The organism is Saccharopolyspora sp. ID03-671, assembly GCF_045278815.1.
Taxonomy (GTDB): domain Bacteria; phylum Actinomycetota; class Actinomycetes; order Mycobacteriales; family Pseudonocardiaceae; genus Saccharopolyspora; species Saccharopolyspora ipomoeae.
Genome location: NZ_CP134054.1, coordinates 5,005,079 through 5,029,298 on the forward strand (window position 1 = coordinate 5,005,079; position 24,220 = coordinate 5,029,298).

The following is a 24,220-nucleotide window of genomic DNA, read 5'->3' on the forward strand; positions in this document are numbered from 1 at the left end:
CGACGGTTCCCAACGGGAGGACGTGATGAGACGGATCGATTCCGTTCTCGACGAGGGCCTCGATCGATTCGCACGGGCCTGGAGCGTCTTGGAGAGGCGTAGTCGTTCGGGAAAACCGAACGGTGGGGGCATTGGGGTGGTTCGGGGACGTAGAACGTTAGGGGTGCGAAGCGTTTGGGTGCCTGCTGGTCTGTTGTTGATGGTGGCCGGGTGGGGTGCTAACCAGTTCTCGCCGTTGCTGGGGGCTTATCGGGGTGAACTGGGGTTGAGCCCCTCGGCGGCGACCGGGTTGTTGGCCTTGTACGTCGTGGGGCTCGTGCCCGGGTTGCTGTTCGGGGGTCCGCTGGCGGACCGGCGGGGGCGCAGGCCGGTGGTGCTCTGGTCGATCGTGATCAACGCTGCGGCCACCGTCGCGCTGATGCTCGGGGCGCACGTCGTGCCGGGGCTGGTGATCGGCCGGTTGCTGGTGGGGGTGAGCACCGGGGCCGTGCTGGCCGCCGGGAGCGCGTGGGTGCGGGACCTGTCGCACCCGCCGTTCGGGACCGCGACCGAGGACGGGGCCGGTGCGCGTCGGGCCGGGGTGCTGCTGGCCGTCGGCTTCAGCGTGAGCGGGCTGGCCTCCGCGCTGGTCGCTACCTGGGGCCCGTTCCCGCTGGTCAGCGCCTACGTTCCGCACCTGCTGCTGTGCGCGGTGACGCTGCCGCTTGCGTGGCGCTGCCCGGAGACCCGCGTCGAGCACGCGGCCGGGGCGCCGCGCGGGCGGGGTGCGCGCGACCCGCGCTTCCTGCGGCGGGTGGCGCCGGTGGCGCCGTGGATCTTCCTGTGCCCGACCGTCGGTTTCGCGGTCCTTCCCGCGCAGGTCACCGCCCACGCACCCGGCTTCGAGGTGCTCTACGCGGGCTTGTCGACGCTGTGCGCGCCGGGTTTCGGGGCGGTCGTGCAGCCGTGGGCGCGCCGGATCGCCCGCAACGGGGTGCGGGCCACGGCAGTGTTCGGGCTCCCGGCGATCGCCGCCGGGCTGGTGCTGGCGGCGATCGCGGCGTGGCAGGTGCAGCCGTGGCTGGGGCTGCTGGCCTCGCTGACGCTGGGCACCGGCTACGGCTTCGTGTCGACCTACTGCCTGACGATGGTCGGCCGGATCGCCGGGCCCGCCGAGCTGGCCGGGCTGACCGCGATCATGTGGGTGCTGGCCTACCTGGGCTTCTGCACGCCGTTCGTCATCAGCCTGCTCTCCGGGGTGGTGTCGGTGCCGGTCGTGCTGCTGGTGCTGGCCGGGCTCGCGCTGCTGACGCTGCTGTCAGCTCGCGACGAGGCCGATGGAGATGGTCACGAAGGCCGTCGCGCTCAGCGCGTCCAGCGACTTCGAGACTCGGGGGTTCTTTAGCCGGTCGGCGATCCCGGCGGCCGAGAGCACGATCGTCACCTCCCAGATCGCGGCGAGCAGCAGGAACACCGCGCCCAGCGCGACCAGCTGCAGCGCCGGTTGCGTCGAGGCGCCGACGAACTGCGGCAGGAACGCGAGGCTGAACAGCAGCATCTTCGGGTTGGTGAGGTTGCTGAGCAGTCCCCGCAGGTAGGGGTTGGCGTCCTCCGGCGGCGGCACGTCCAGCGAGCCGGTCTCGCGGCGGGTCAGCCAGTAGCCGCGCACGATCGTCGCCGCGAGGTAGAGCAGGTAGGCCGCGCCGACCCACTTCAGCGCCACCATGACGCCCGGCGCGCTGGTGATCAGCGCCCCCAGCCCGGAGATGACCAGCGCGACCTGCAACGCGCTGGCGGTGTGGATGCCGGCCAGCGCCAGCAGCCCGGCCTTGCGGCCGTGGTTGAGCGATGTGCGCAGCAGCAGGAAGACGTCCACTCCCGGTGTGATGATCACGACGGCGCTCGCCAGCAGGAAGGCGGGCAACGGCGTCAGGTCCAGGAGCACGGCGGAGTCCTCTCCGAATCGGGCAGCAACCGCTGCTGCGTCGCTTGATCAGGTTCATCTCGTCATCCGGTCAGGCGAAATCGGCGGACGCCGGTGGTGGAGGGACCCCGGGTCCGCGTCGCCGCGGGATGGAGGCGCGCCGGTCGACGGCGACAAGCGCGAAAGGATTTGTTTCCGGAACCAAGTTTAACGAAATATTTTCCCGCGAACCTGTGAGTTGCGCCTCGTGATGTTTCGGTGTGCGGGTGATTACGGTGTGTCCGCTCCGCACGATCACCGCGACAGCTGGAGGCACCCGCATTGGGCCGCGACGACCACGGACCGATCGACAAGAACCGGGCGCTGCGCGCGCTCGCCCTCGCCGGAACCGTCACCGCGATGGCAGTCGGGAGCCCCGTCGCCCACGCCGGGCCGGCGATCACCGGCGACGACCAGCCGCAGTCCCGGATCCTCGGCGGCTCCGGCGCCAGCACCGAGGACGCGCCGTGGGTCGTCGCGCTCACCGACCGCTACGGCAACCAGTACTGCGGCGGCACCCTCATCCGCGCCGGTGAGGTCATCACCGCCGCGCACTGCGCGCACGACCCGCTCACCGGGGCCGAGCGCTCCCCGAAGGACATCCGCGTGATCGCCGGGCGCACCGACCTGCGCAGCACCGAGGGCACCGAGGCCGAGGTCGACGAGGTGAAGGTGCACCCCGGCTACGAGGACTTCACCACCGGCGACGACCTCGCCGTGCTCGAACTCGCCACGTCGCTGCCGCAGCGCCCGCTGCCCGTCGTCACCCCCGGCGACACCGAGCCGTACCGGCCGGGCACCGCGGCGCGCGTCTACGGCTGGGGCCGCACCAGCGAGGACGGGCCCGCCTCCGACACGCTGCGCTCCGTGGAGGTGCCCGTCGCCCCCGACGACTCCTGCCGCTCCGCCTACCCGACCTACGACCCGCGCAGCATGTTCTGCGCCGGTTACCCCGAAGGCGGCCGCGACGCGTGCGCGGGGACTCCGGCGGCCCGATCGTCGCCGACGGCAGGCTCATAGGCGTGGTGTCCTACGGCACCGGCTGCGGCCGTCCCGGAACGCCCGGCGTCTACACCCGCCTGGCCAGCTACGCGCCGTGATGCGGGGCGAGTGGTCTGCACAACTCCCGGCGCCCGCGAATGCTGGGATCGGGGAAGCCCTGTGATATCCAGGTAAGGGTGACCCTTCAGCCGCTCGCGACAGCCGTGCAACGCGCCTACACCGCAGACCTCGACGCCTCGGACTTCTACCGGATGCTGCGGTTGCGCGTCGACGTCTTCGTGGTCGAGCAGGAGTGCCCGTACCCCGAGCTCGACGGCCGCGACCTGGAGGACTCGACCCGCCACTTCTGGGTCGACTCCGCCGACGACTACGTGCTCGGCTACCTCCGGCTGCTGGAGGACCCCGACGGCACCTACCGCATCGGCCGCGTCTGCACCGCCAAGAGCGCCCGCGGCCTCGGCATCGCCCGCAAGCTCATGCGCGCCGCCGTCGCCGAGGTGCAGAACTCGCCCGCGGTGCTGTCCGCCCAGACCTACGCCAAGGGCTTCTACGCGTCCTTCGGCTTCGTCGAGGTCGGCGACGAATACCTCGAAGACGGCATCCCGCACGTCGACATGCGCCGCGAACCCCGCCGAGCAAGCGTCACCGCCGGTCGTTGAGGTTCCCTCTTCGTGGCGAGTACTCCGTGTCGGCGTGCATCAGGAGCGGCGCGCGGAGTCCGCGGAGCCGATCAGGTTCCGCTACCCGCACCGCCAAGCTCGTGAAACTGTGAGTTCCCGCGCCGGCGGTTGGGTGCTTGATCTCCTTCTGGGATCATCGAGCTGAATCCGTTTGCAAGGGGTGTTGGCAGGAAGCCGGTGCGAGTCCGGCACGGTCGGCGCCACTGTGACCGAGGAGCGGACCTCCCGCGCGAGCCACCGGGGTGACCTGGGAAGGCCGGAGGGACGTGACGATCCGGGAGTCAGGACACTGCGGCCCCTTGTTCCCGACAGCGGGGCGTCCGCACCCCGAGGAAGGAACCACACCGGCATGTCCGCTGCCCCCCGCTTCCCCTTCTCCGCCGTGGTCGGCCACGACGACCTGCGGCTCGCGCTGCTGCTCAACGCGGTGCACCCGCGCATCGGCGGTGTGCTGGTGCGCGGCGAGAAGGGCACGGCCAAGTCGACCGTCGTGCGCGCACTGGCGTCGCTGCTGCCCGCGCTGGACGTCGTCGACGACTGCCGCTTCGGCTGCGACCCCACCGCCCCCGACCCGCAGTGCCCGGACGCCCCGCACGGCGAGACCGCCACCCGCAAGCCCGCGCAGCTCGTCGAACTGCCCGTCGGCGCCACCGAGGACCGGCTCATCGGCTCCCTGGACCTCGAACGCGCGCTCACCGAAGGCGTCCGCGCCTTCCAGCCCGGCCTGCTCGCCGGAGCGCACCGCGGCGTCCTCTACGTCGACGAGGTCAACCTGCTGCACGACCACCTCGTGGACCTGCTGCTCGACGCCGCCGCCATGGGCCGCGCGCACGTCGAGCGCGACGGCGTCTCCGTCTCGCACGCCGCGTCGTTCCTGCTCGTCGGCACCATGAACCCCGAGGAAGGCGAGCTGCGGCCGCAGCTGCTCGACCGCTTCGGCCTCACCGTGCAGGTCGCCGCCAGCCGCGAGGTCAGCACCCGCACCGAGGTCGTCCGCCGCAGGCTCGCCTTCGAAGCCGACCCCGCCGGGTTCGCCGCCCGGTGGGCCGACGCCGACGCCGAACTCGCCGAGCACATCCGCGCCGCCCGCGACCGCGTCGAGACCGTCGTGCTGCCCGACTCCGAACTGCGCCGGATCTCCGCGCTGTGCGCCGCCTTCGACGTCGACGGGATGCGCGCCGACCTCGTGCTCGCCCGCACCGCCGTCGCCCACGCCGCCTGGCGCGGCGCCGGGGCCGTCGCCGAGGAGGACGTCGAGGCCGCCGCCCGGCTCGCGCTGCCGCACCGGCGCCGCCGCGACCCGTTCGACGAGCCCGGCATGGCCGAGGACCAGCTCCAGCAGGCGATGTCCGACGCCGCCGAGCAGGCCGACGACCAGGCGCCGGAAGACCCGGACGACGACCCCGACGGAGGCGGCGACGGCGGCCCCGGTGGAGGCGGCGAACCCCAGGACGAGCCCACCGGACCGAACGGCGGCGGAGGCGGTGAGCAGCAGGAACAGCCCGGAGGTGGGGACTCCGAACGCTCCCCGGTCGGCGCCGGGCAGTCCTTCCGCGCCCGGCTGCTGGAAGTGCCCGGGCTCGGCGAAGGCGCGCCCGGACGCCGGTCCCGCGCCCGCTCCCGCAGCGGACGCACCACCCGCGCCACCACCGTCGACGGCCATGGCCTGCACGTCACCGCCACCCTCGCCGCCGCCGCGCCCCACCAGGCCGCGCGCGGCCGCAGCGGACCCGGTCTGGTCCTGCGCTCCGACGACGTCCGCCGGGCCCTGCGCGAAGGCCGCGAGGGCAACCTCGTGCTCTTCGCCGTCGACGCCTCCGGCTCCATGGCCGCACGCGACCGGATGAGCGCCGTCAGCGGCGCCGTCCTGTCCCTGCTGCGCGACGCCTACCAGCGGCGCGACAAGGTCGGCGTGATCACCTTCCGCGGCGACAAGGCCGAACTCGCCCTGCCGCCCACCTCGTCCGTCGACATCGCCGCCGCCCGGCTGCGCAGCCTCCGCACCGGCGGGCGCACCCCGCTCGCCGACGGGCTGCTGCGCACCCAGCACGTCATCCGCACCGAAGCCACCCGCGACCCGCAGCGCCGGCCCCTCGTCGTGCTGCTCACCGACGGCAAGGCCACCGTCGGCGTCGGCGGGACCACCGGCACCAAGCAGGCCGTCGACGACTCCCTGCGCGCCGCCCGCGTCCTCGCGAGCACCGGAACCGCCTCCGTCGTCGTCGACTGCGAGAACGGTGCCGTCAAGCTCGGACTCGCGAACCAGCTGGCCACAGCCCTGGGCGGGCCCAGCCTGCGGCTCGAAGAGCTCTCCGCCGAGAACGTCGCCGGAGTCGTCCGGGCCGTCAGCGGTGACAGCGGGTTGGCGGCTTAGTCTCGTTTTGGTTACGAGATTCAACCCTGCGAGTACCGACCCTTCGGTCGGATTGGTACGGTGACGACCAGTCCACCTGACCCCCAGGGGTGGACCTCCAAAGTGCCCCGCGCTCCCAGCGACCCCCAGGCCGGTTGAGCGCGGGGCTCTTTTTTCGACGGGATTACTCCGGTGGCTGGGTTGCTTGGCGGTGCCAGTAGCGGAACCTCAGACGCCCTCTGGCTCCGGGATCCGAGACTTATGTATGCCAATACACGGCGCTACGGCTGTCCTCCCCAGAGAACGTCTGAGAACCCGCGGCGGTGCAAGCGTCCTAGGTGGGGTAAGGAGAAAGCACCTTCGGTGCTTGCCTGACGTTCTTGCTGTTCAGGCTGGTTGTGGTTGTTTGTTCTTGTAGCGGTTTCTGGCGTATGTGGCTGTGGTTACCAGGGGGATCGCTACTGCTCCTGCTGTGGCGAACAGGATCGTGTACTGGTCGTGGTCCGCAAGGGGGCCTGCTGCTGCTGAGGCTGCTGCGCTGCCGAGGAAGAGGGCGCAGGCGAAGAGGGCCACCGCTGTTCCTCTCGCCTCCGGGGCGACCTCGGTGGCCCAGGCCTGGAGGGAGGAGTGCATGAAGGACCAGCCGCCGCCGAGCAGGAGGGCCGTGATGATCGTCGTGGTGAGGTTCGTGTCGAGGCTGACCAGGGCGTAGCCGACGACCATCTGGGTGCCGCCGATGGCGATCAGGCGGGAGACCGGGAGCTTCGAGTTGATCGCCTTGACGACGCGGGAGAAGATCAGGACGCCCACGCCGTAGGCGCCGGTGGCCAGGCCCGCGACCGCCACGTCCAGGCCTGCGCTGACCAGGGCCGATGCCAGGAAAGTCATGGTGCCGAGCAGCACCGCGCCCTCCACGAAGACCAGGCCGAAGACCAGCAGGGCCCAGCGGTTGCGGAGCACGCCGCCGATGTGGGCGCCCACACCGCCGGTCACCGCCGCGCGCTGCGGCTCCGGCAGGTTCCGCAGCAGCAGCGCGCAGATCGCCGCGAACACCGCCGGCACCGCGAAGACCACGCGCCAGTCCAGCCAGTGCGCCAGGACGCCGCCCACCGCCATCGCCATCGCCGTGCCCAGCGCCTGAGCGGCCATCAGGTCCGACAGCGCGCCCTGCCTCCGCTCCTGGGAGACCGTGTCGCCGACGTAGGTCAGCGTCGTCGGAACCACCGCGCCCATGAACGCGCCCGCCAGCACCCGGGCCCCGATCAGCACCGGCAGCGACGGGGCGAACGTGGAGATCAGGCCGGTCGCGGCCGCCGCCAGCAGCGTCGCGCGCATGATCGGGATGCGGCCGAAGCGGTCCGACAGGATGCCCCACACCGGCTGCGACAGGCCGTAGGCCAGGAAGTAGCCGCTGGCCACCGTCACTGCCGAAGCCATCGGGACGTGCATGCTCAGCGCGATCAGCACCAGCATCGGGGTCACGGCGAACCGGTCGAAACTGCTGATGAACGAGGCTGTGGACAACACCAGAGGCGGTCTGGTGGGCATGCGGCGGCTCCTAGTTCTGGGACGCTCGTCCATCTTCACGCCTCGAACGCCGGATGCGGCGGTGAAGTTGCCCACCTCATGCGGGGCCGTGCGCTGGGGATGCTCTTGGTTAGGGTCAGTGCATGCCTCAGGGACAGCCTTCTTCCGTGCCAGCCGATGGACTGACCACTCGCCAGCGCCGCAACCGGCCGTTGGTCGTGGTGCACACCGGTGAGATGAAGGGCAAGTCCACCGCCGCGTTCGGGCTCGCGCTGCGCGGCTGGAACCAGGGCTGGGACATCGGCGTCTTCCAGTTCGTCAAGTCCGCCAAGTGGAAGGTCGGCGAGGAGTCCGCGTTCCGGGCGCTCGGCCGCCTGCACGAGGAGACCGGCGAAGGCGGACCGGTCGAGTGGCACAAGATGGGCGAGGGCTGGTCCTGGACCCGCAAGAAGGGCACCGAGGAGGACCACGCCGCCGCCGCGCTCGAAGGCTGGCAGGAGATCGCCCGCCGCCTCGACGAGCAGCGCCACGGCCTCTACGTCCTCGACGAGTTCACCTACCCGCTGCACTGGGGCTGGGTCGACGTCGACGAGGTCGTCGCCAAGCTCCGCGAGCGCGAAGGCCACCAGCACGTCGTCATCACCGGCCGCTACGCGCCGCAGGCCCTCATCGACGCCGCCGACCTCGTGATGGAGACCGGCAAGGTCAAGCACCCGATGGACGCCGGGCAGAAGGGCCAGAAGGGCATCGAGTGGTGAACCCCGACCGGGTGGTCTTCGCCGCCCCGGCATCGGGGCAGGGCAAGACCACCGCGGTGACCGGCCTGCTCGGTGCGCTGCGCAGACGCGGTGACCGCGTCGCGCCCTTCAAGGTGGGACCCGACTACATCGACCCCGGGTACCACCGGATCGCCGCGGGCCGGACCGCGCGCAACCTCGACCCGGTGCTGGTCGGCGCCGACCGCATCGCACCGCTGCTGCACCACGGGTCGGCCGGTGCCGACCTGTCCGTGGTGGAAGGCGTGATGGGCCTGTTCGACGGCCGCATAGGGGGTGACGAGGAGGTCGCCTTCGGCTCGACCGCGCACGTCGCGCAGCTAATCGACGCACCCGTGGTGCTCGTCGTCGACGCCAAGGGGCAGAGCCACAGCCTCGCCGCGCTGCTGCACGGCTTCCGCGCCTACCGGCCGCAGGTGCGGGTGGCCGGGGTGCTGCTCAACCGCGTCGGCTCGCCGCGTCACGAGGAGGTGCTGCGCACCGCCGCCGACAACGCGGGCTTACCGGTGCTCGGCGCCATCCCGCGCACCGACGACCTGGAGGTGCCCTCGCGGCACCTCGGCCTGGTGACCGCTGTCGAGCACGGCGCCGAAGCGCTGCGGGCCGTGGAGGCGATGACCGACGTCGTCGAGCGCTCGGTCGACCTCGACGCCGTCACCGCGCTCGCCCGCACCGCCGGTGACCTGCCCGGATCCGCCTGGGACCCGGACGCCGAAGTTACCCCGCAGGGGCGACCGGTGGTCGCCGTGGCCGGCGGGCGCGCGTTCAGCTTCGGCTACGCCGAGCACGTCGAACTCCTCGAAGCCGCCGGGGCCGAGGTCGCGCTCGTCGACCCGCTGCGCGACGAGCGACTGCCCGAGCGCACCGCCGGGCTCGTGCTGCCGGGCGGGTTCCCGGAGCAGCACGCCTCCGCGCTGTCGGCGAACACCGCGCTGCGCGACCAGATCCGCGCCTTCGCCGCCTCCGGCGCCCCCGTGCACGCCGAGTGCGGCGGGCTGCTCTACCTCGGCGAATCCCTCGACGGCGAGCCGATGTGCGGGGCGCTGCCGGTGCGCGCGGCCATGTCGCCGCGGCTCACCCTCGGCTACCGCGACGCCGTCGCCGCGGGCGAATCCCCGCTGTTCGCCGAGGGGGCCCGCGTGAGCGGCCACGAATTCCACCGCACCGCAACCGAACCCGGCCACGGCGATCCGCCGGCCTGGTTCTGGCGCGGTCCCTCCGGCGCGCACCGCGAGGGATTCGTCCGCGGCGGGGTGCACGCCTCCTACCTGCACACCCACCCGGCCGGGAATCCCGGCGCGGTGGCCCGATTCGTCGAGAGGTGCCTGCGATGAGACTCGTCGGAGTCGGGGTCGGACCCGGCGACCCGGAGATGCTGACCCTGAAGGCGCTGCGCGAGATCCGCGACGCCGACACCGTGTACGTGCCCGTCCTCGCCCCCGAGGAGCAGGGGCGCGCCGAAGCGATCGTGCGCGCGCACCTGGGCGCGGACACCCGCGTCCAGCGGCTCGTGTTCGCGCTCGCCGATCCGGTCGACGGGCCGCAGGAACGCCGCCGCAGGCACTGGGACGACGCGGCCGAGACCGTCGCGAAGCGACTGCGTGATCAGGGCGGCACGGTGGCCTTCGCCACCTTGGGCGACCCCGCCGTGTACTCCACCTTCAGCTATCTGGCAGCGGCCGTCGCCGAGCTGTTGCCCGAGGTCGAGATCGCGACGGTGCCCGGGATCACCGCGATGCAGGCGACCGCGTCGCAGGCGGGCATCGCGCTCACCGAGGGCTCGGAACCACTCACCGTGATGCCGGTGCTGCGCGACGTCACCGCGCTGCGGGAGGCGTTGCGGTCGCGCGGTACGGTCGTTGCCTACAAAGGCGGGCGACGCCTGGGTGAGCTGCGCGACGCGATCGGCGAGAGCGGAGCTCTGGACCGCTCGGTCTACGCCGAGCACCTGGGCACGCCGGATGCGCGGGTACTACCGCTTGCTGAAGTGTCCGATGTGGACGATGCGCCTTACTTGTCGACAGTGGTAGTGCTGCCACCCCGAGGCGGAAGAGGAGAGCAATGGTGACTGGCCGGATCTCGTTCATCGGCGCCGGACCCGGCGCGGCCGACCTGATCACGGTCCGCGGCGCCAAGCGAATCGCCGAAGCCGACATCGTGGTCTGGGCCGCGAGCCTGGTCACGCCGGAGTGCGTGCAGGAGCACGCGCGCTCGGACGCCGAGCTCGTCGACTCCTCCCGGCTCACCCACGAGCAGGCGCTGGAGATCTACCGGCGCGCCGAGCGCGACAAGCTCAACGTCGCCCGCGTGCACTCCGGTGACCCCTCGCTGTGGGGCGCGGTGCAGGAGCAGTACGACTCCGCGATCAAGATGAACCTGGAAGTCGAGATCGTGCCCGGCGTCGCAGCGTTCTCTGCCGCCGCGGCGTCCATCGGCCGCGAGCTGACCGTCCCAGAGGTCGCCCAGTCGCTGGTGCTGACCCGCCTGGAGGGCGGCAAGACGCCGATGCCCGACGGCGAGAAGGTGCGCGAGTTCGCCAAGCACGGCACCACGATGGCGCTGTTCCTGTCCGCAGCGCGCACCGGCCAGCTGGTCGAGGAGCTGCGCGCGGGCGGCTACCCGGACGACACCCCGGTGCTGGTGGCCTACAAGGTGACCTGGCCGGACGAGCTGCTGGTGCGCAGCACGCTGGGGCAGCTGGAGGCGGACTGCAAGAAGCACAAGCTGTGGCGGCACACGCTGTTCATCATCGGCAAGGGCCTCACCGCCGGTGGCACGCGCTCGCACCTGTACCACGCGGGCCACTTCCACACCTTCCGCAAGGCCGACAAGGAGGCCCGCCGCGCGCTGCGCGCCGAGCGCTCCTCCCGCCGGGCCGACAAGCCGCAGGAGCCCGACCCGGCCCCGGCCCCGACGAAGGCTGAGACAGCCCCGGCGAAGGCCGAGACGGCGAAGGCCGACGTGGCCGCGGCGGACGCTGCCACGCAGCTCAAGGAGTCCGACGCGGCCTGGTGGGCGGTGCGCGACTGGCAGGAGACCGCGCGCGGCGCGGCGCGCTTCGGCGCGAACCGCTCCATTCCGATCCGCCAGGCCGACGAGTCGCAGTCCGAGCTGTTCACCGCCGAGGACGCAGCCGAACCGGAGCAGGCGGCTCCGGAAACCGCTGCGCCGCAGGCGGAATCGACCGCCACGACCACTCGCACGGCCGCCAAGACCGGTACCGCGCGCAAGTCGACCGGCACCGCGAAGTCCGGCACGACCAAGCGCAAGGCCCCGGCCAAGCCGGCGGCGAAGTCCAAGCAGCCTGCCAAGCGCAAGCCCGCGGCGAAGCCGGATGAGCAGTCAGAGTGATCCGCAGCCGCCGCTGCGCGAGCCGGACCTCCCGCGCACCGCGAAGGTCCGGCCCAAGGCGCTGCGCACCGGTTTCACCACCGGTGCCTGCTCCGCGGCGGCGGCCAGGGCGGCGGCCGAGCTGCTGGTCACCGGCGAGCTCCCGGCCACCGTGGACATCGGTTTCCCGGACGGCAAGCGGCGGCGCTTCCCGGTCGACTCCGGCAGTGCCGAGCCGGCCACGGCCGTGGTGGTCAAGGACGCGGGCGACGATCCCGACGTCACGCACGGCGCGCGGCTGACGGTCTCCGTGACGTCCCGCGAGGACGGCGAGGTCGTGCTGCACGGTGGCGAGGGCGTCGGCACCGTCACCAAACCCGGCCTGGGGCTGGAGGTCGGCGGCCCGGCGATCAACCCGGTGCCCCGGCAGATGATCACCGATTCGGTCCGCGAGGTGCTCGGCGAGCGCGGCGCGGACGTCACGATCACGGTGCCCGGCGGCGAGAAGATGGCCTACAAGACCACCAACCGGCGGCTGGGCATCTTCGGCGGCATCTCGATCCTCGGCACCACCGGCATCGTCCGGCCGTTCTCCACCGCGTCGTGGCGCTCCAGCGTCGAGCAGGCCGTGTCGGTGCTGTCCGCGCAGCGGGGCCGGGTGGCCGTGCTGTCCACCGGCGGGCGCACCGAGCGGGTCGCGATGCGGCTGCTGCCCGACGAACCCGAGGTCGCCTTCATCGAGGTCGGCGACTTCACCGGCGCCGCCGTGCGCCGGGCGGTGGAGCACGGGCTGGAGGAGGTCGTGTTCGTCGGCATGATCGGCAAGCTCACCAAGCTCGCCTCCGGCGTGGTGATGACGCACTACACGCGGTCCAAGGTGGACACCGGTCTGCTCGGTCGGCTGACGGCGGAGTTCGGCGGCAGCGAGCAGGACGTCGCCGAGGTCAGCGAGGCCGCCACGGCCCGCCGCGCGTACGAGGTGTGGCAGCGCGGTGACTTCTTCTCGGCGTGTGCGCACCGGTTGTGCGAGCTGGTGGCAGCAGTATTGGAGCGGTTCAGCGAGGAGTGCGGTCGCAGGCTGCGTGTTCGGGTCGCCATGGTCGACTTCGAGGGTGAGCACGTGGTCGCGGCCACCGAGGCGAGGTGGGTGACGTGGCAGTCACGGTGATCGGGGTCGACGGGGCAGCGCTGCCGCCGGGTGGCGCGGAGGTCCTGGAGCAGGCGCGGCTGGTCGTGGGAGGCAAGCGGCACCTGGACGCGCACGCGCCCGAGCACGCGAAGCGGCTCGAACTCGGACCGCTGGAACCGGCGCTCAACGCGCTGTCCTCGCTCTCCGGCGACGAGCAGGGCGTGGTGCTGGCCTCCGGTGACCCGGGCTTCTTCGGCGCGGTGCGCGCGCTGCGCGAGCGCGGCGTCCGGTGCGCGGTGCTGCCCGCGACGTCCAGCGTGCAGCGGCTGATGGCGCGCGCGGGCCGGTCCTGGGACGACGTCGTGGTGGTCAGCGCGCACGGGCGCGACCTGGGCGCGGCGATCAACGTCTGCCGGGCGCGCCCGGCGGTGGCGGTGCTGACCGCGCCGAAGTCGGGTCCGGCGCAGATCGCGTCCGGGCTGGCGGGCTGGCGGCGCACCATGATCGTCGGCGAGGACCTGGGCGGGCCGAACGAGTCGGTGGTGACCATCGACCCGGCCGACGCGGCCAAGCGCACCTGGTTCGAGCCGAACGTGGTGCTGTGCCTGGCCGATGCCGACGAGGTGCCGCAGCGCGGCTGGATGGCCGGTGGCGAGCCGGTCCCGCCCGCGACCGGGTGGGCCCTGTCGGAGGACGAGTTCTCGCACCGCGACGGCATGATCACCAAGGCCGAGGTGCGCGCCGTGGCGCTGGCCCGGCTGGCCCCGCGCCCGGGCGTGCTGGTCTGGGACGTCGGTGCGGGCTCGGGTTCGGTGGCCGTGGAGTGCGCCCGGATGGGCGCGGCGACCATCGCCATCGAGTCCGACGAGGCGCAGGTGGTCCGGATGGTCACCAACGCCGCGGGGCACGGCGTGGACGTGCGGATCGAGGAGGGCAAGGCGCCGCAGGCGCTGCGCGAGCTGCCCAAGCCGGACGCGATCTTCGTGGGTGGCGGCGGCAACGAGGTCGTCACCGCCTGCGCCCACGCGGGAGCGTCGCGCGTCGTGGTGGCCCTGGCGGCCCTGGACCGGGTCGGCCCGTCCCGGGAGACGCTGCGCTCGGCGGGCTACGCGGTCGAGGGCGTCCAGCTCGCGTCCTCCCGCCTCGCGGAACTCCCGGACGGCTCCTCCCGCCTGGAAGCCGCCAACCCCGTGGTCCTCCTCACAGGCACCAAGAAGCCCTGACCTCCGTCCGGGGAGCGGGGTTCCGCGCGGGCCTCGGTCGCCAGGGGACGGTTTTAGTGAGAACTGTCCGGGCAAAACGGGTATTGATCATGGGCAGTTCTGGCGAAAACTGCCCCCGGCTCGGAGTGTCGTAGGGTGTTTTCACCCGATCCGGGGAACGAGACGAACGAGGTAGGGGAGTAGCAGTGATCGGTCTGTTCGCGGTGACCGCGGCGGGACGGCGGGCGGCCGCCGAACTCGCCGGACGGCTGGGGCCGGAAGCCCTGGTCGCCGACGGTCCGATCGGACCGGCCGTCCGCCGGCTCTGGGACCACCTCGACGCGGCGGTGTTCTTCCTCGCCAGCGGCGCCACGATCCGCCTGGTCGCGCCGCTGCTGCAGGACAAGCACACCGACCCGGGCATCGTCAGCGTCGACGAGGCGCAGCGCTTCGCCATCGCCCTGGCCGGCGGCCACGGCGGCGGTGCGAACGAGCTGGCGGAGCAGGTCGCCGAGGTCTTCGGCTGCACCCCGGTCATCACCACCGCCACCGACTCCACCGGCACGACCGCGCTCGACGAGCTCGTCGACCAGCTCGACGCGACCGTCGACGGCGACCTGCCGTCCTGCGGGGTGGCGATCCTCGACGGCGAGCCGGTCCGGCTGGTCAACCCGCACGGCTTCCCGCTGCCCGCCTTGCCGTCCAACGTCGCCGCCGACGTGGCGAACCCGGCGTGGACGGTGGTGATCGACGACCGCCGCCCGGTCGAGGACGAGGAGCGCACGCTGCGCCTCATCCCGCGCACCCTGGTCGTCGGCGTCGGGTCCGCGCGCGGCGTCTCGCGCACCGCGGTCACCGAGACCATCGCCCGGCTCGACAGCGAGCACGGGCTGGACCCGCGCGCCATCCGCGCCTTCGCCAGCGTCGACCTCAAGGCGGACGAGGCCGGCATCCTCGACGCCGTGCAGGACCTGGGCTTCGGCACTCCGGTGAGGGCGAGGAGCTGTCGCTGCTGACCTACTCCGCCGACGTGCTGGCCGGGGTCGAGGTGCCGAACCCGAGCGAGGTGGTGCGCAGCGAGGTCGGCACGCCCAGCGTCGCCGAGGCCTCCGCGCTGCACGCGGCCGACGAGCTCGCCTACGGCGCCCCGGTCGAGCTGGTCGCCGACAAGATCAAGGGCGAGAACGTCACCGTCGCCGCGGCCCGCATCAGCCCGCGCGGCAGGCTCGCCATCGTCGGCATCGGGCCCGGCGCTCCCGACCTGCGCACCCCGCGCGCCGACGCCGAGCTGCGCCGCGCCTCGGTGGTCGTGGGCCTGGACCAGTACCTCGACCAGGTCCGGCACCTGCTTCGCCCCGGCACCGAGGAGCGCGCCACCGGCCTGGGCGCCGAGGAGGCGCGCGCGGCCGAGGCGGTGGAGCTCGCCAAGCAGGGTCGCGCGGTCGCGCTGATCGGCTCGGGCGACGCGGGCGTGTACGCGATGGCCAGCCCGGCGCTGGAGAAGGCCGACGTGGACATCGAGGTCGTCGGCGTTCCGGGCGTGACGGCGGCGCTGTCGGCGTCGTCGCTGCTGGGCGCTCCGCTCGGCCACGACCACGCCCTGATCAGCCTGTCCGACCTGCACACGCCGTGGGAGATGATCGAGCGCCGGGTGCGCGCCGCCGCCGAGGGCGACCTCGTGGTGTGCTTCTACAACCCGCGTTCGGTGCAGCGGCACTGGCAGCTCGGCCGGGCCCTGGAGATCCTCGCCGAGCACCGCCCGGCGACCACCCCGGTCGGCGCGGTCCGTCAGGCCAGCCGCGCGGACGAGAAGGTCTGGTGCGCCCCGATCGCCGAGTTCGACCCGGCCGAGGTGGACATGTTCACGACGGTCGTCGTCGGCTCCTCGCAGTCCACCGTGGTCGGTCGCCGGATGGTCACCCCGCGCGGCTACCGCTGGATGGCGGGCGATGTCCGTTGACCCGCTGACGATCACCGACGCCTGCACCGCCTGCGGCGCGTGCCTGCTCACCTGCCCGGAACACGCCCTCCGCCCGGCTCCGGGCCGCCCCCGGGTCGTCGCCGAAGCCTGCACGTCCTGCGGGGAATGCGTCGAGATCTGCCCCAGGGACGCCATCGACCTGCTGCGCTGAGCTCGTGCGGGGTGCGAGGGTGGTTCGGTGAGCGGGGAGATGTCGCCGGAGGAGTTCCGGCGTTGGGGCAAGCAGGTCGTGGATTGGATCGCGGACTACCGGGCGGGGATCGAGTCGTTCCCGGTGCGGTCGCAGGTGGGGCCGGGGGAGGTGCGGGCGAAGTTGCCCGCGCACCCGCCGGAGCGCGGTGAGGGGTTCGACCAGGTCCTCCGGGACCTCGACGAGATCCTCCTGCCGGGGGTGACGCACTGGCAGCACCCGGGGTTCTTCGCCTACTTCCCGTCGAACGCCACCGGTCCCTCCGTCCTCGGCGACCTGCTCTCCAGCGGTCTCGGCGTGCAGGGCATGGTGTGGGCGACCAGCCCGGCCTGCACCGAGCTGGAGACCGTCGTGATGGACTGGCTGGTCGAACTCCTCGGTCTGCCACCGCACTTCCGCACCGACGCGGCCGGGGGCGGGGTCATCCAGGACTCCGCGTCCAGCGCCGTGCTCGTGGCCTGCCTGGCGGCGCTGCAGCGGACCGGTGAGGACGTCGCGCGGCGCGGCATCACCCGCCGCCACGTCCTCTACGTCTCCGCGCACACCCACTCCTCGCTGGAGCGTGCCGCGCGGATGACCGGGATCGGGGCCGACAACGTGCGCGTGGTCGACACCGCCCCGGACTCGCTCGGCATGGACGTCCGCCACCTCGACGAGCTCATCGCCGCCGACCTCGAATCCGGTGCGGTGCCGACGGTGGTGTGCGCGACGATCGGCACCACCTCCACCACCGCGATCGACCCGGTGCGCGAGATCGGCGAGGTCTGCCGCAGGCGCGGGGTGTGGCTGCACGTCGACGCCGCCTACGCGGGCGTGGCGGCGGTGTGCCCGGAGCTGCGCTGGATCAACGACGGCGTCGCCGAGTTCGCCGACTCCTACTGCACCAACCCGCACAAGTGGCTGCTGACGAACTTCGACTGCAGCGCGCTGTGGCTGGCCGACCGGGCGCCGATGATCGAGGCGCTGTCGATCCTGCCGGAGTACCTGCGCAACGCGGCCAGCGAATCCGGCGAGGTGATCGACTACCGGGACTGGCAGGTGCCGCTAGGTCGCCGGTTCCGGTCCCTGAAGCTGTGGTCGGTGCTGCGCTGGTACGGCGCCGAAGGGCTGCGCGAGCACATCCGCGGCACCGTCGCGCTCGCCCAGGAGTTCGCCGGACGGGTGCGCGACGACCCCGATTTCGCGCTGCTGGAGCCGCATCCGCTCGGGCTGGTGTGCTTCCGGCCGCGCTACCCGGACCTGGCGGTCGAGGAGGCCAACGCGCGCACCCACCGGGTGATGGACGCGCTCAACGACTCCGGCGAGCTCTTCCTCACCCACACCAAGATCGACGGCCGGACGTGGCTGCGGCTGGCCATCGGCTCGCCCGCCACCGAGCGCAGGCACGTCGAAGCGGCCTGGGATCAGATCCGCCGCACCGCCTGAACCGGTGCGCGAGTGCCCAGCACGCACGCCGCGGTCGCCAGGGCGATGCCGAGAAGCACTGCGAGCGAAGGGGTTTCGCCGAGCACCGGCCAGGCGATCACGGCGGTCAGCGGCGGCACGGCGCTGAACAGGGCGCTGGCCCGCGCCGCCCCGCCGACCGCCACCGCCCGCAGGTAGCAGCTCACGCCCAGCACCGACCCCGTGATCACCAGCCACAGCACCGCGACCCCCGCCTGCGCCCACTCCGTCACGTGGCCGTCCTCGACGACCGCGATGGCGGCGATGACCAGTGCCCCGGCGATCGTCTGCACGGCGGCGCCGGAGCGGATGTCGATGCCGCCGCAGTAGCGCTGCTGGTAGAGGCCGCCGGCCGAGAAGCCGAGCAGCCCCAGCAGCGTCAGCAGGATCGCCGGGTTCCACTCGCCCTCGGCCGCCACCTGCCCGCCGAGGGTGACCAGCACCGCCAGCACGCCCAGCACGAGCCCGAGCAGCCGGGACCGGCTCAGCCGCTCGCGCAGCAGCAGCGCCGCCAGCGCGGCCGTGAGCACCGGGTTCATCGAGATCACCAGGGCCGTCACGGACGCGGGAACCCCGGCGGCCATGCCGCCGTAGCAGCCGCCGAACTGCGTGGCGTGCGTCAGAAGTCCCGCCACGGCGCTGTGCCCGATGGCCCCGCCGCTGGGCCACACGGCCCGTCCGACCAGCGCGATCGCCGACAGGATCGCCGCGGCCAGCGTCAGTCGGACGGCGGTGAGCAGGAACGGCGACGCGGCGGCCACGCCCAGCGCTCCGGTCGGGTAGCCGCTGGCCCAGAAGAAGACGATCGGGGCGGCCAGCGAGAGCGGTATCGACCGCGAGGTTTGCATGGCTAACAGAATCCGGCCTCGAACAGCTCGGCGTCCAACAACGATAAGCGATCGCGATCGATCGCGGATGCTGATCGGTCTAGGCTGGGCGCATGAGTGCAGTGCTCGACGTCGTCGCGCTGCGCAGCCTGGTGGCCGTCGCCGACTGCGGCGGGTTCCACCGGGCCGCGGCGGCGCTGTACCTGACGCAGTCCGCGATCAGCCAGCACCTGCGCAAGCTGGAGCGGACCCTGGACCGCAAGCTGGTCGTCCGCGAGGGCAGGCAGGCCCGCTTCACCGCCGAGGGCGAACTGCTGCTCGCCGAGGCCCGCCGCATCCTCGACGTGCACGACGACGCGGTGCGCAGGCTCGGCGCGGAGGGGCGCGGCACGCTCGTGTTCGGCTCCACCGAGCACGCCGCCGACCGCTTCCTGCCCGAGCTGGCCTCCGGGCTGCGCGCGGCGTTCCCGGACCGCGAGATCCGCTTCCGCCTCGACCGCACGGCCCGGCTGGCCGACTCCGTCGATCGCGGTGGCATCGACATCGCGCTGCTCATCGACGACACCGTCGACGAGCGCAGCTTCGACGCGGGCCGGTTCCGGCTGGAGTGGTTCTCCGCACCGGGCTGGGAGCCGCCGACCGAGGACCGGCCGCTGCCGATGGTGGTGTTCGACCAACCGTGCACCCTGCGCAGGCACGCGATCGCAGCGGTGGACGCGCTCGGCCGAGGCCCGGACCTGGTGTGCGAGGCCGCCGATCTCTCCGGCGTCCTCGCGGCGACCCGCGCGGGCCTCGGCGTCACGCTCCTGCCCTCGACGCGGACGCGGCCGGTCGGTCTGGTCGAGCGCCGCGACCTGCCTCGCCTCGACCCCGTCGAGCTGCGCGTCCGCGCCCGCCCGGGCCTGCTCCCGGACGTCCCCGCGGTCGCCGCCCGAGTCGTCCGCGACGTCCTCACGGCGGTCGCGTGATCACCCACTCGCGACAGTTCTCATGAAAACCGTCCGTTCCCAGGGTGGGGGAAGTTTTCATGAAAACTGTCATTTCCCCGAAGGGGATCGAGTGCCGGAAGGCCTCCGTTCACGAGGGAACAGGGAGGTTCTCATGAAAACCTCCCCCACTCCGAGAGGACGACGTTTTCATGAGAACTTCGACTCCCCCGAGGGGATCGTGGGGGTGTTCACCTCCAGGTGGTGGGGAGGTTTTCATGAAAACCTCCCGTTCTCGGTGGGGTGGGGTCCGGCCTCAGGCCGGGAGGTGGACCCGCCGGTGGAGGCGGTCCCCGATGTCGTCGGAGGCGTGGTCGAGGAGCTTGTGGCCGAGCTCGAACAGGGCGCGGGCGATGGCGATCTCGTCGCCGATCTGCGGTACCTCGGGATCGTCGGGGTGCCTGCGCGCCGTGCCGTGACCGTGCAGCGGCTGCCCGCTCGGCGTGGTGAGTCCGACGTCGGCCGTCGTCTTCGCTCCCGCCTCCACGACCTGCATGTTCAGCGTGATCGAGTGCGTCTCGTTCATGATGACCTCCTTGACGCGCGTCGAGCCGAGCAACGGGCTCACCCGACCGAGTACCCCGATCGAGCCGGTTGAAAGCGCCTTCGGTCGAAGGGTGCGGCCGACTAGATCACGCAACGTGATCGATTTCACCAGGTTTGACCTCGGACCGTAGATCAGGCAAGGATGACTGTCGCCGACAGTGCAGGAACCCGGTGCGAATCCGGGACGGTCCCGCCACTGTGACCGGGGAGTGGTCCCCACCCATCGCCACGGCTGCCACCAGCTGGAAGGCGGGGGAACCACGCCGATCCGGGAGTCAGGACACTGCGCGCCGGCCCCGTGCCGCGAACCCGCGGCGCGCGGCCACCGAACCCCGGGCGGGAGAACCCAGGAGGTCGGAGATCCCATGAGTCGGGATGCCGAAGTGAGCCGGCGCACCGCCGGCTGGGGCGCACGCGAGCGCCGGAAATCAGCGGCCCTGCTGGCCGCCATCGGAGCACTGCACCTCGCGGGCTGGGGTGCCTACCTGCTGCACGAACAGGCGTTCAGCGCCGCCGGGGGCCTCGCCGCCGCCGGCACCACCGCCTACCTGCTAGGCCTGCGGCACGGCTTCGACGCCGACCACGTCGCCGTCATCGACGACGCCACCCGGCTGCTCATGCAGCGCGGCAGGCGCCCGGTGTCCACCGGCATGTGGTTCGCCCTCGGCCACGCCAGCGTCGTGCTGCTGCTGGCCTGCGCCGTCGCCTTCATCGCCGGACCCGCCGCCCAGCAGTGGGCCGAGCAGACCGGCGTGCGGATGGCCACCTTCGTCCACCTGATCGTCGTCATCGTGCTGACCGCCCTCGCGGTGCTCAACGGACTCGTGCTGCGCGACGCCTGGCGGCTGCTGCGCCGCGCCCGCAGCGGCGCCGTCGACGAGGACGAGGTCGAACTCGTCCTGGGACGGCGCGGACTGCTCGCGCGCGTGCTGCGCGGCCGAATGCAGGGCGTCGCCCGCTCCTGGCACCTGTTCGGCATCGGCCTGCTGTTCGGCCTCGGGATGCAGACCGCCACCGAGATCACCGTGCTGGCGATGGTCACCCCGGGTGCGAACCTCTCGGCCATCGCCGTGCTGAGCCTCCCGCTGCTGTTCGCCGCCGGGATGTGCACTGTCGACAGCGTGGACGGAATGCTGATGTCCCGCGCCTACACCTGGTCGCTGGCCCGCCCGCTGCGGCGGCTGTGGGTGAACGTCACCACCACCGCGCTGACCGTCGGGCTCGCCGCCCTGGTCGCCTTCGTCGTCCTCTGCGGCCTGCTGGCCGACCTGGGCGTGGACTTCTTGAGCGGGATCGCGGCCATCTCGGACCAGTTCGAGCTGCTCGGCTACCTGACCTTGGCGCTGTTCCTGCTGGTCTGGGGCGGTGCGGCGATGTGGTGGCGGTTCACCGCACGAAAAAGCGCGGAAATCGGATAGGGAACAGGGAAGACCATGAGGCGCGCAGTCCATCCGATCGAGACCGAGTCCTACCGGATCATGCGGTCCCGAGCCGACTTCGACCGGTTCGCACCGCTGACCCGCGCGGTCGTCGAACGCGTCGTGCACACCACCGCCGACCCCAGCTGGACCGGTGAGGTCGTCGCCGACGAGGACGCCCTGCGGCAGGGCCGCGAGGCCCTGCTCTCCGGCGCGCCGCTGATCACCGACGTGCGCATGGTCGCCTCCGGCGTCACCGCCCGCGAGGTCACCATCGGACTGGACTTCCCGGGCGTTGCCGACCTGGCCGCGTCCGACGGGCTCACCCGCTCCGCGGCCGGGATGCGGCTGGCCACCCGGGAGCACCCGCGCGGCGCGGTGTGGGCGGTCGGCAACGCACCCACCGCGCTCACCGAGCTCCTCCGGCTCGCCGACCACGGCGAGCTGGAACCGGCGCTGATCATCGGCGTGCCCGTCGGGTTCGTCGGCGCCGTCGACAGCAAGGCCGCTCTGCGGCGCAGCGGCCTGCCGGCCGTGAGCACCCTGACCGAACGCGGTGGCGCGGCGATCGCCGCAGCCGCCGTCAACGCCCTGCTCTACTGGGCAGAACCTGGAGGTAACCGGTGACCGAACCGCTGCTGGTCGTGGGCCACGGCACGGTGGACGAGCGCGGAGTGGCCGAGTTCCACTCCTTCCTGGAGCGGCTCAAGGCGCGCATGACCGCCGCCGGAGTCGACGCCTCCGGCGGCTTCATCGAGCTGTCCGCCCCCGCGGTCACCGAGTCCTGGACCGAACTCACCGACAAGGGCCACCGCCGGATGGCCGCCGTGCCGCTGGTGCTCGTCGCCGCGGGCCACGGCAAGGGCGACATCCCCGCCGCGCTGGAGCGCGAGGTCCGCCGCCACCCGGGCACGTCGTTCGTCTTCGGCCGTCCCCTCGGGCCGCACCCGATCCTGCTGGACCTGCTCGCCGAGCGGATCGCCGAGCAGGTCCCGCGCGAGGAATGGGCCGACACCGCAGTGGTTCTCGTCGGCCGCGGCTCCACCGACCCCGACGCCAACGCCGAGGTGTGCAAGGTCTCACGCCTCTTGCAGGAGACCTGCGGCTTCGACACTGTTGAGACCGCGTTCATCTCCCTGGCATCGCCGGACGTCCCCGGCGGGCTGGACCGGGCTCGCAAGCTCGGGGCCAAGCGCGTCGTGGTGGCCCCGTACTTCCTGTTCGACGGCGTGCTGCCGCAGCGCGTCGTGACGCAGGCGCGCGAGTGGGCCGACACCGCGCAGGACATCGACGTCCGGGTCGCCGGATACCTGGGAGACTGCGACGCCCTGGTCGACCTCGTCGTGGAGCGCTACCACGAGGCCCTCCACGGCGACATCCGGATGAACTGCGACACCTGCGCGTACCGGGTGCTGCTGCCGGGATTCGAGGACAAACTGGGTGCGCCGCAGACGCCGCACCACCACCCCGACGACCCGACCGGACACGGTCACGCACACGGACACGCACATGGCCACTCCATCGGATAACCACTACCTCGCCGGACTCGACCTCACCGGTCGCCGCGTCGTGGTGGTCGGTGCCGGGCCCGTCGCGCAGCGGCGGCTTCCCCGGCTGATCAAGGCGGGCGCCGCCGTCGAGGTGATCGCCCCGCAGGCGACGCCCGCGGTCGAGGCGCTCGCCGACGCAGGCGAGATCACCTGGCATCGCCGCGACTACCGCGACGGCGACCTCGACGGCGCCTGGTACGCCGTGGCCGCGACCTCGTCCGACGAGGTCAACGCGGCCGTCGGCGCGGAAGCCGAGCGCGACCGGGTGTTCTGCGTCCGCTCCGACAACGCCACCGAGGGCAGCGCCGTCACGCCCGCCGTCGCCGAGCACGACGGGCTGCTGCTCGGCGTGCTCGCGGGCGGCAAGCCGCGCCGCAGCGCCGGCGTCCGCGACGCGCTGCTGGAGGCCGTGCAGTCCGGCGTCGTCGACGAGCACCCCGAACCGCACGCCCCCGGCGTCGCGCTGATCGGCGGCGGGCCCGGTGCCCCCGACCTGATCACGGTGCGCGGGCGGCGGCTGCTGGCCAAGGCCGACGTGGTGCTCACCGACCACCTGGCGCCGCGCGAGCTGCTGGAGGAACTGGGCTCGCACGTCGAGGTCATCGACGTCTCGAAGATCCCCTACGGGCGTTCGGCGAGCCAGCAGGTGATCAACGAGACGCTGATCGAGAAGGTCCGCGCGGGCAAGTTCGTCGCCCGGCTCAAGGGCGGCGACCCGTACCTGTTCGGGCGGGGCTTCGAGGAGCTGCTGGCCTGCGCCGAAGCCGGTGTGCCGGTGACGGTCGTCCCGGGCATCACCAGCGCGTTCTCGGCCCCGGCGATGGCCGACGTGCCGGTCACGCACCGCGGGGTGGCGCACGAGGCGGTCGTGGTCTCCGGCCACGTCGCCCCCGACGACGAGCGCTCGCTGGTCGACTGGGAGGCCCTGGCCCGGCTGCGCGGCACCCTGGTGCTGCTGATGGCGGTCCAGCGCATCGAGGCGTTCGCCGAGGTGCTGATCAAGAACGGCCGCCCGGCCGACACCCCGGTCGCGGTCGTCCAGGAAGCCACCACCGACACCCAGCGCTCCCTGAAGACCACCCTCGCCCAGGTCGCCGACGACGTCCGCGCCCACGACATCAAACCCCCGGCGGTCATCGTCATCGGCCCGGTAGCGGCCCTCAAGGACTGACCGCACAACGGATCCCCAACGGCAGATGTCCCTGGCGAGCACTCACTCGCCAGGGACATCTGCCGTTGGGATCCCGCACCGGGTTTCACGATTTCAATGGAACTCAGACGCCTGATTCCCATTGAAATCGGGGTTCCGACTTCCATTGAAATCGTGAAACACCCGCA

At 72.4% G+C, this 24,220-nt stretch carries 22 protein-coding genes, 1 pseudogene and 2 riboswitches; of the genes and pseudogenes, 19 read left to right on the forward strand and 4 right to left on the reverse strand.

The features are described from left to right. Positions 1 to 178 precede the first annotated feature (178 nt). Positions 179 to 1,384 (forward strand): MFS transporter, encoded by a 1,206-nt coding sequence (locus REH65_RS23200; protein ID WP_406689068.1) that lies wholly within the window; start codon positions 179 to 181, stop codon positions 1,382 to 1,384. Here the strand turns inward: REH65_RS23200 and REH65_RS23205 are convergent. Continuing rightward, positions 1,298 to 1,924 carry a LysE family translocator gene (locus tag REH65_RS23205; RefSeq protein WP_281454825.1) on the reverse strand — a complete coding sequence of 209 codons (627 nt, stop codon included), beginning with the start codon at positions 1,922 to 1,924 and terminating at the stop codon, positions 1,298 to 1,300. The genes REH65_RS23200 and REH65_RS23205 overlap by 87 nt on opposite strands. A gap of 378 nt (positions 1,925 to 2,302) precedes the next feature. Here REH65_RS23205 and REH65_RS23210 point away from each other — a divergent pair. From REH65_RS23210 to REH65_RS23220, 3 genes and pseudogenes are all read left to right on the forward strand, one after another. Continuing rightward, positions 2,303 to 3,042 (forward strand): annotated as a pseudogene (locus REH65_RS23210) (S1 family peptidase). A gap of 78 nt (positions 3,043 to 3,120) precedes the next feature. Next, complete coding sequence (locus REH65_RS23215; protein WP_406689069.1) at positions 3,121 to 3,603, forward strand: GNAT family N-acetyltransferase; 483 nt, start codon at positions 3,121 to 3,123, stop codon at positions 3,601 to 3,603. A gap of 146 nt (positions 3,604 to 3,749) precedes the next feature. After that, positions 3,750 to 3,935: riboswitch (cobalamin riboswitch) on the forward strand. Between the two features lie 38 nt (positions 3,936 to 3,973). Continuing rightward, a complete protein-coding gene (locus REH65_RS23220; protein ID WP_406689070.1) occupies positions 3,974 to 5,998 on the forward strand; it encodes a putative cobaltochelatase in 2,025 nt (674 codons plus the stop codon). Positions 5,999 to 6,364: 366 nt separating this feature from the next. Here REH65_RS23220 and REH65_RS23225 read toward each other — a convergent pair whose 3' ends face one another. Next, positions 6,365 to 7,525, reverse strand: a complete 1,161-nt coding sequence (locus REH65_RS23225) for an MFS transporter (protein ID WP_406689071.1) — start codon at positions 7,523 to 7,525, stop codon at positions 6,365 to 6,367. Between the two features lie 122 nt (positions 7,526 to 7,647). On the opposite strand from REH65_RS23225, the gene cobO reads away from it, so the two are divergent. The 10 genes from cobO (at position 7,648) to REH65_RS23275 (ending at position 17,537) form a co-directional block, all read left to right on the forward strand. After that, positions 7,648 to 8,262 carry a cob(I)yrinic acid a,c-diamide adenosyltransferase gene (cobO, locus tag REH65_RS23230; protein WP_406689072.1) on the forward strand — a complete coding sequence of 205 codons (615 nt, stop codon included), beginning with the start codon at positions 7,648 to 7,650 and terminating at the stop codon, positions 8,260 to 8,262. Further along, positions 8,256 to 9,614 carry a cobyrinate a,c-diamide synthase gene (locus REH65_RS23235; protein WP_406689073.1) on the forward strand — a complete coding sequence of 453 codons (1,359 nt, stop codon included), beginning with the start codon at positions 8,256 to 8,258 and terminating at the stop codon, positions 9,612 to 9,614. Before cobO ends, REH65_RS23235 begins: the two co-directional genes overlap by 7 nt. Continuing rightward, positions 9,611 to 10,348, forward strand: a complete 738-nt coding sequence (gene cobI / locus REH65_RS23240) for a precorrin-2 C(20)-methyltransferase (RefSeq protein ID WP_281454818.1) — start codon at positions 9,611 to 9,613, stop codon at positions 10,346 to 10,348. The genes REH65_RS23235 and cobI overlap by 4 nt, the downstream gene beginning before the upstream one ends. Continuing rightward, complete coding sequence (gene cobM, locus REH65_RS23245; RefSeq protein ID WP_406689074.1) at positions 10,342 to 11,631, forward strand: precorrin-4 C(11)-methyltransferase; 1,290 nt, start codon at positions 10,342 to 10,344, stop codon at positions 11,629 to 11,631. Before cobI ends, cobM begins: the two co-directional genes overlap by 7 nt. After that, on the forward strand, positions 11,615 to 12,778 hold the full coding sequence (locus REH65_RS23250) for a cobalt-precorrin-5B (C(1))-methyltransferase (protein WP_406689075.1): 1,164 nt from the start codon (positions 11,615 to 11,617) through the stop codon (positions 12,776 to 12,778). The genes cobM and REH65_RS23250 overlap by 17 nt, the downstream gene beginning before the upstream one ends. Further along, entirely contained in the window at positions 12,763 to 13,962 is a 1,200-nt protein-coding gene (gene cbiE / locus REH65_RS23255) for a precorrin-6y C5,15-methyltransferase (decarboxylating) subunit CbiE (protein ID WP_406689076.1), read from the forward strand. The genes REH65_RS23250 and cbiE overlap by 16 nt, the downstream gene beginning before the upstream one ends. 185 nt (positions 13,963 to 14,147) lie before the next feature. Continuing rightward, complete coding sequence (locus REH65_RS23260; RefSeq protein WP_406689077.1) at positions 14,148 to 14,957, forward strand: cobalamin biosynthesis protein; 810 nt, start codon at positions 14,148 to 14,150, stop codon at positions 14,955 to 14,957. 14 nt (positions 14,958 to 14,971) lie between these two features. Beyond that, positions 14,972 to 15,901 (forward strand): precorrin-3B C(17)-methyltransferase, encoded by a 930-nt coding sequence (cobJ, locus tag REH65_RS23265; RefSeq protein ID WP_406689078.1) that lies wholly within the window; start codon positions 14,972 to 14,974, stop codon positions 15,899 to 15,901. Further along, positions 15,891 to 16,073 carry a DUF362 domain-containing protein gene (locus REH65_RS23270; protein WP_281454813.1) on the forward strand — a complete coding sequence of 61 codons (183 nt, stop codon included), beginning with the start codon at positions 15,891 to 15,893 and terminating at the stop codon, positions 16,071 to 16,073. Before cobJ ends, REH65_RS23270 begins: the two co-directional genes overlap by 11 nt. A 39-nt stretch (positions 16,074 to 16,112) precedes the next feature. After that, a complete protein-coding gene (locus REH65_RS23275; RefSeq protein ID WP_406693220.1) occupies positions 16,113 to 17,537 on the forward strand; it encodes an aminotransferase class I/II-fold pyridoxal phosphate-dependent enzyme in 1,425 nt (474 codons plus the stop codon). Here REH65_RS23275 and REH65_RS23280 read toward each other — a convergent pair. After that, a complete protein-coding gene (locus REH65_RS23280; protein WP_406689079.1) occupies positions 17,516 to 18,403 on the reverse strand; it encodes a DMT family transporter in 888 nt (295 codons plus the stop codon). The genes REH65_RS23275 and REH65_RS23280 overlap by 22 nt on opposite strands. A gap of 92 nt (positions 18,404 to 18,495) precedes the next feature. Here REH65_RS23280 and REH65_RS23285 point away from each other — a divergent pair, with 92 nt between their 5' ends. Next, complete coding sequence (locus REH65_RS23285) at positions 18,496 to 19,350, forward strand: LysR substrate-binding domain-containing protein (protein ID WP_406689080.1); 855 nt, start codon at positions 18,496 to 18,498, stop codon at positions 19,348 to 19,350. Between the two features lie 274 nt (positions 19,351 to 19,624). Here REH65_RS23285 and REH65_RS23290 read toward each other — a convergent pair whose 3' ends face one another. Continuing rightward, positions 19,625 to 19,894, reverse strand: coding sequence for a DUF1876 domain-containing protein (locus REH65_RS23290; protein WP_281454810.1), 270 nt, complete (start codon positions 19,892 to 19,894; stop codon positions 19,625 to 19,627). A 181-nt stretch (positions 19,895 to 20,075) separates the two neighbouring features. Continuing rightward, a riboswitch (cobalamin riboswitch) is annotated at positions 20,076 to 20,200 on the forward strand. Between the two features lie 97 nt (positions 20,201 to 20,297). On the opposite strand from REH65_RS23290, the gene REH65_RS23295 reads away from it, so the two are divergent. The 4 genes from REH65_RS23295 to cobA are packed head-to-tail and all read left to right on the forward strand — an operon-like array spanning position 20,298 to position 24,053. Further along, the gene (locus REH65_RS23295) at positions 20,298 to 21,332 is read left to right on the forward strand and encodes a HoxN/HupN/NixA family nickel/cobalt transporter (protein WP_406689081.1); all 1,035 of its coding nucleotides are present in this window, start codon (positions 20,298 to 20,300) and stop codon (positions 21,330 to 21,332) included. Positions 21,333 to 21,347: 15 nt separating this feature from the next. Next, positions 21,348 to 21,959 (forward strand): precorrin-8X methylmutase, encoded by a 612-nt coding sequence (locus tag REH65_RS23300; RefSeq protein ID WP_406689082.1) that lies wholly within the window; start codon positions 21,348 to 21,350, stop codon positions 21,957 to 21,959. Then, the gene (locus REH65_RS23305; RefSeq protein ID WP_406689083.1) at positions 21,956 to 22,861 is read left to right on the forward strand and encodes a sirohydrochlorin chelatase; all 906 of its coding nucleotides are present in this window, start codon (positions 21,956 to 21,958) and stop codon (positions 22,859 to 22,861) included. The genes REH65_RS23300 and REH65_RS23305 overlap by 4 nt, the downstream gene beginning before the upstream one ends. Beyond that, positions 22,842 to 24,053, forward strand: a complete 1,212-nt coding sequence (cobA, locus tag REH65_RS23310) for a uroporphyrinogen-III C-methyltransferase (RefSeq protein ID WP_281454806.1) — start codon at positions 22,842 to 22,844, stop codon at positions 24,051 to 24,053. Before REH65_RS23305 ends, cobA begins: the two co-directional genes overlap by 20 nt. Positions 24,054 to 24,220: the final 167 nt, after the last annotated feature.

Excerpts from the sequence above, each read along its gene's own strand:
- REH65_RS23220 (WP_406689070.1), top strand. The coding sequence starts at position 3,974 with ATGTCCGCTGCCCCCCGCTTCCCCTTCTCCGCCGTGGTCGGCCACGAC.
- REH65_RS23225 (WP_406689071.1), bottom strand. The coding sequence starts at position 7,525 with ATGCCCACCAGACCGCCTCTGGTGTTGTCCACAGCCTCGTTCATCAGC.
- cobO (WP_406689072.1), top strand. The coding sequence starts at position 7,648 with ATGCCTCAGGGACAGCCTTCTTCCGTGCCAGCCGATGGACTGACCACT.
- cobI (WP_281454818.1), top strand. The coding sequence starts at position 9,611 with ATGAGACTCGTCGGAGTCGGGGTCGGACCCGGCGACCCGGAGATGCTG.
- cobM (WP_406689074.1), top strand. The coding sequence starts at position 10,342 with ATGGTGACTGGCCGGATCTCGTTCATCGGCGCCGGACCCGGCGCGGCC.
- REH65_RS23250 (WP_406689075.1), top strand. The coding sequence starts at position 11,615 with ATGAGCAGTCAGAGTGATCCGCAGCCGCCGCTGCGCGAGCCGGACCTC.
- REH65_RS23270 (WP_281454813.1), top strand. The coding sequence starts at position 15,891 with ATGTCCGTTGACCCGCTGACGATCACCGACGCCTGCACCGCCTGCGGC.
- REH65_RS23275 (WP_406693220.1), top strand. The coding sequence starts at position 16,113 with ATGTCGCCGGAGGAGTTCCGGCGTTGGGGCAAGCAGGTCGTGGATTGG.
- REH65_RS23280 (WP_406689079.1), bottom strand. The coding sequence starts at position 18,403 with ATGCAAACCTCGCGGTCGATACCGCTCTCGCTGGCCGCCCCGATCGTC.
- REH65_RS23285 (WP_406689080.1), top strand. The coding sequence starts at position 18,496 with ATGAGTGCAGTGCTCGACGTCGTCGCGCTGCGCAGCCTGGTGGCCGTC.
- REH65_RS23290 (WP_281454810.1), bottom strand. The coding sequence starts at position 19,894 with ATGAACGAGACGCACTCGATCACGCTGAACATGCAGGTCGTGGAGGCG.
- REH65_RS23300 (WP_406689082.1), top strand. The coding sequence starts at position 21,348 with ATGAGGCGCGCAGTCCATCCGATCGAGACCGAGTCCTACCGGATCATG.
- cobA (WP_281454806.1), top strand. The coding sequence starts at position 22,842 with ATGGCCACTCCATCGGATAACCACTACCTCGCCGGACTCGACCTCACC.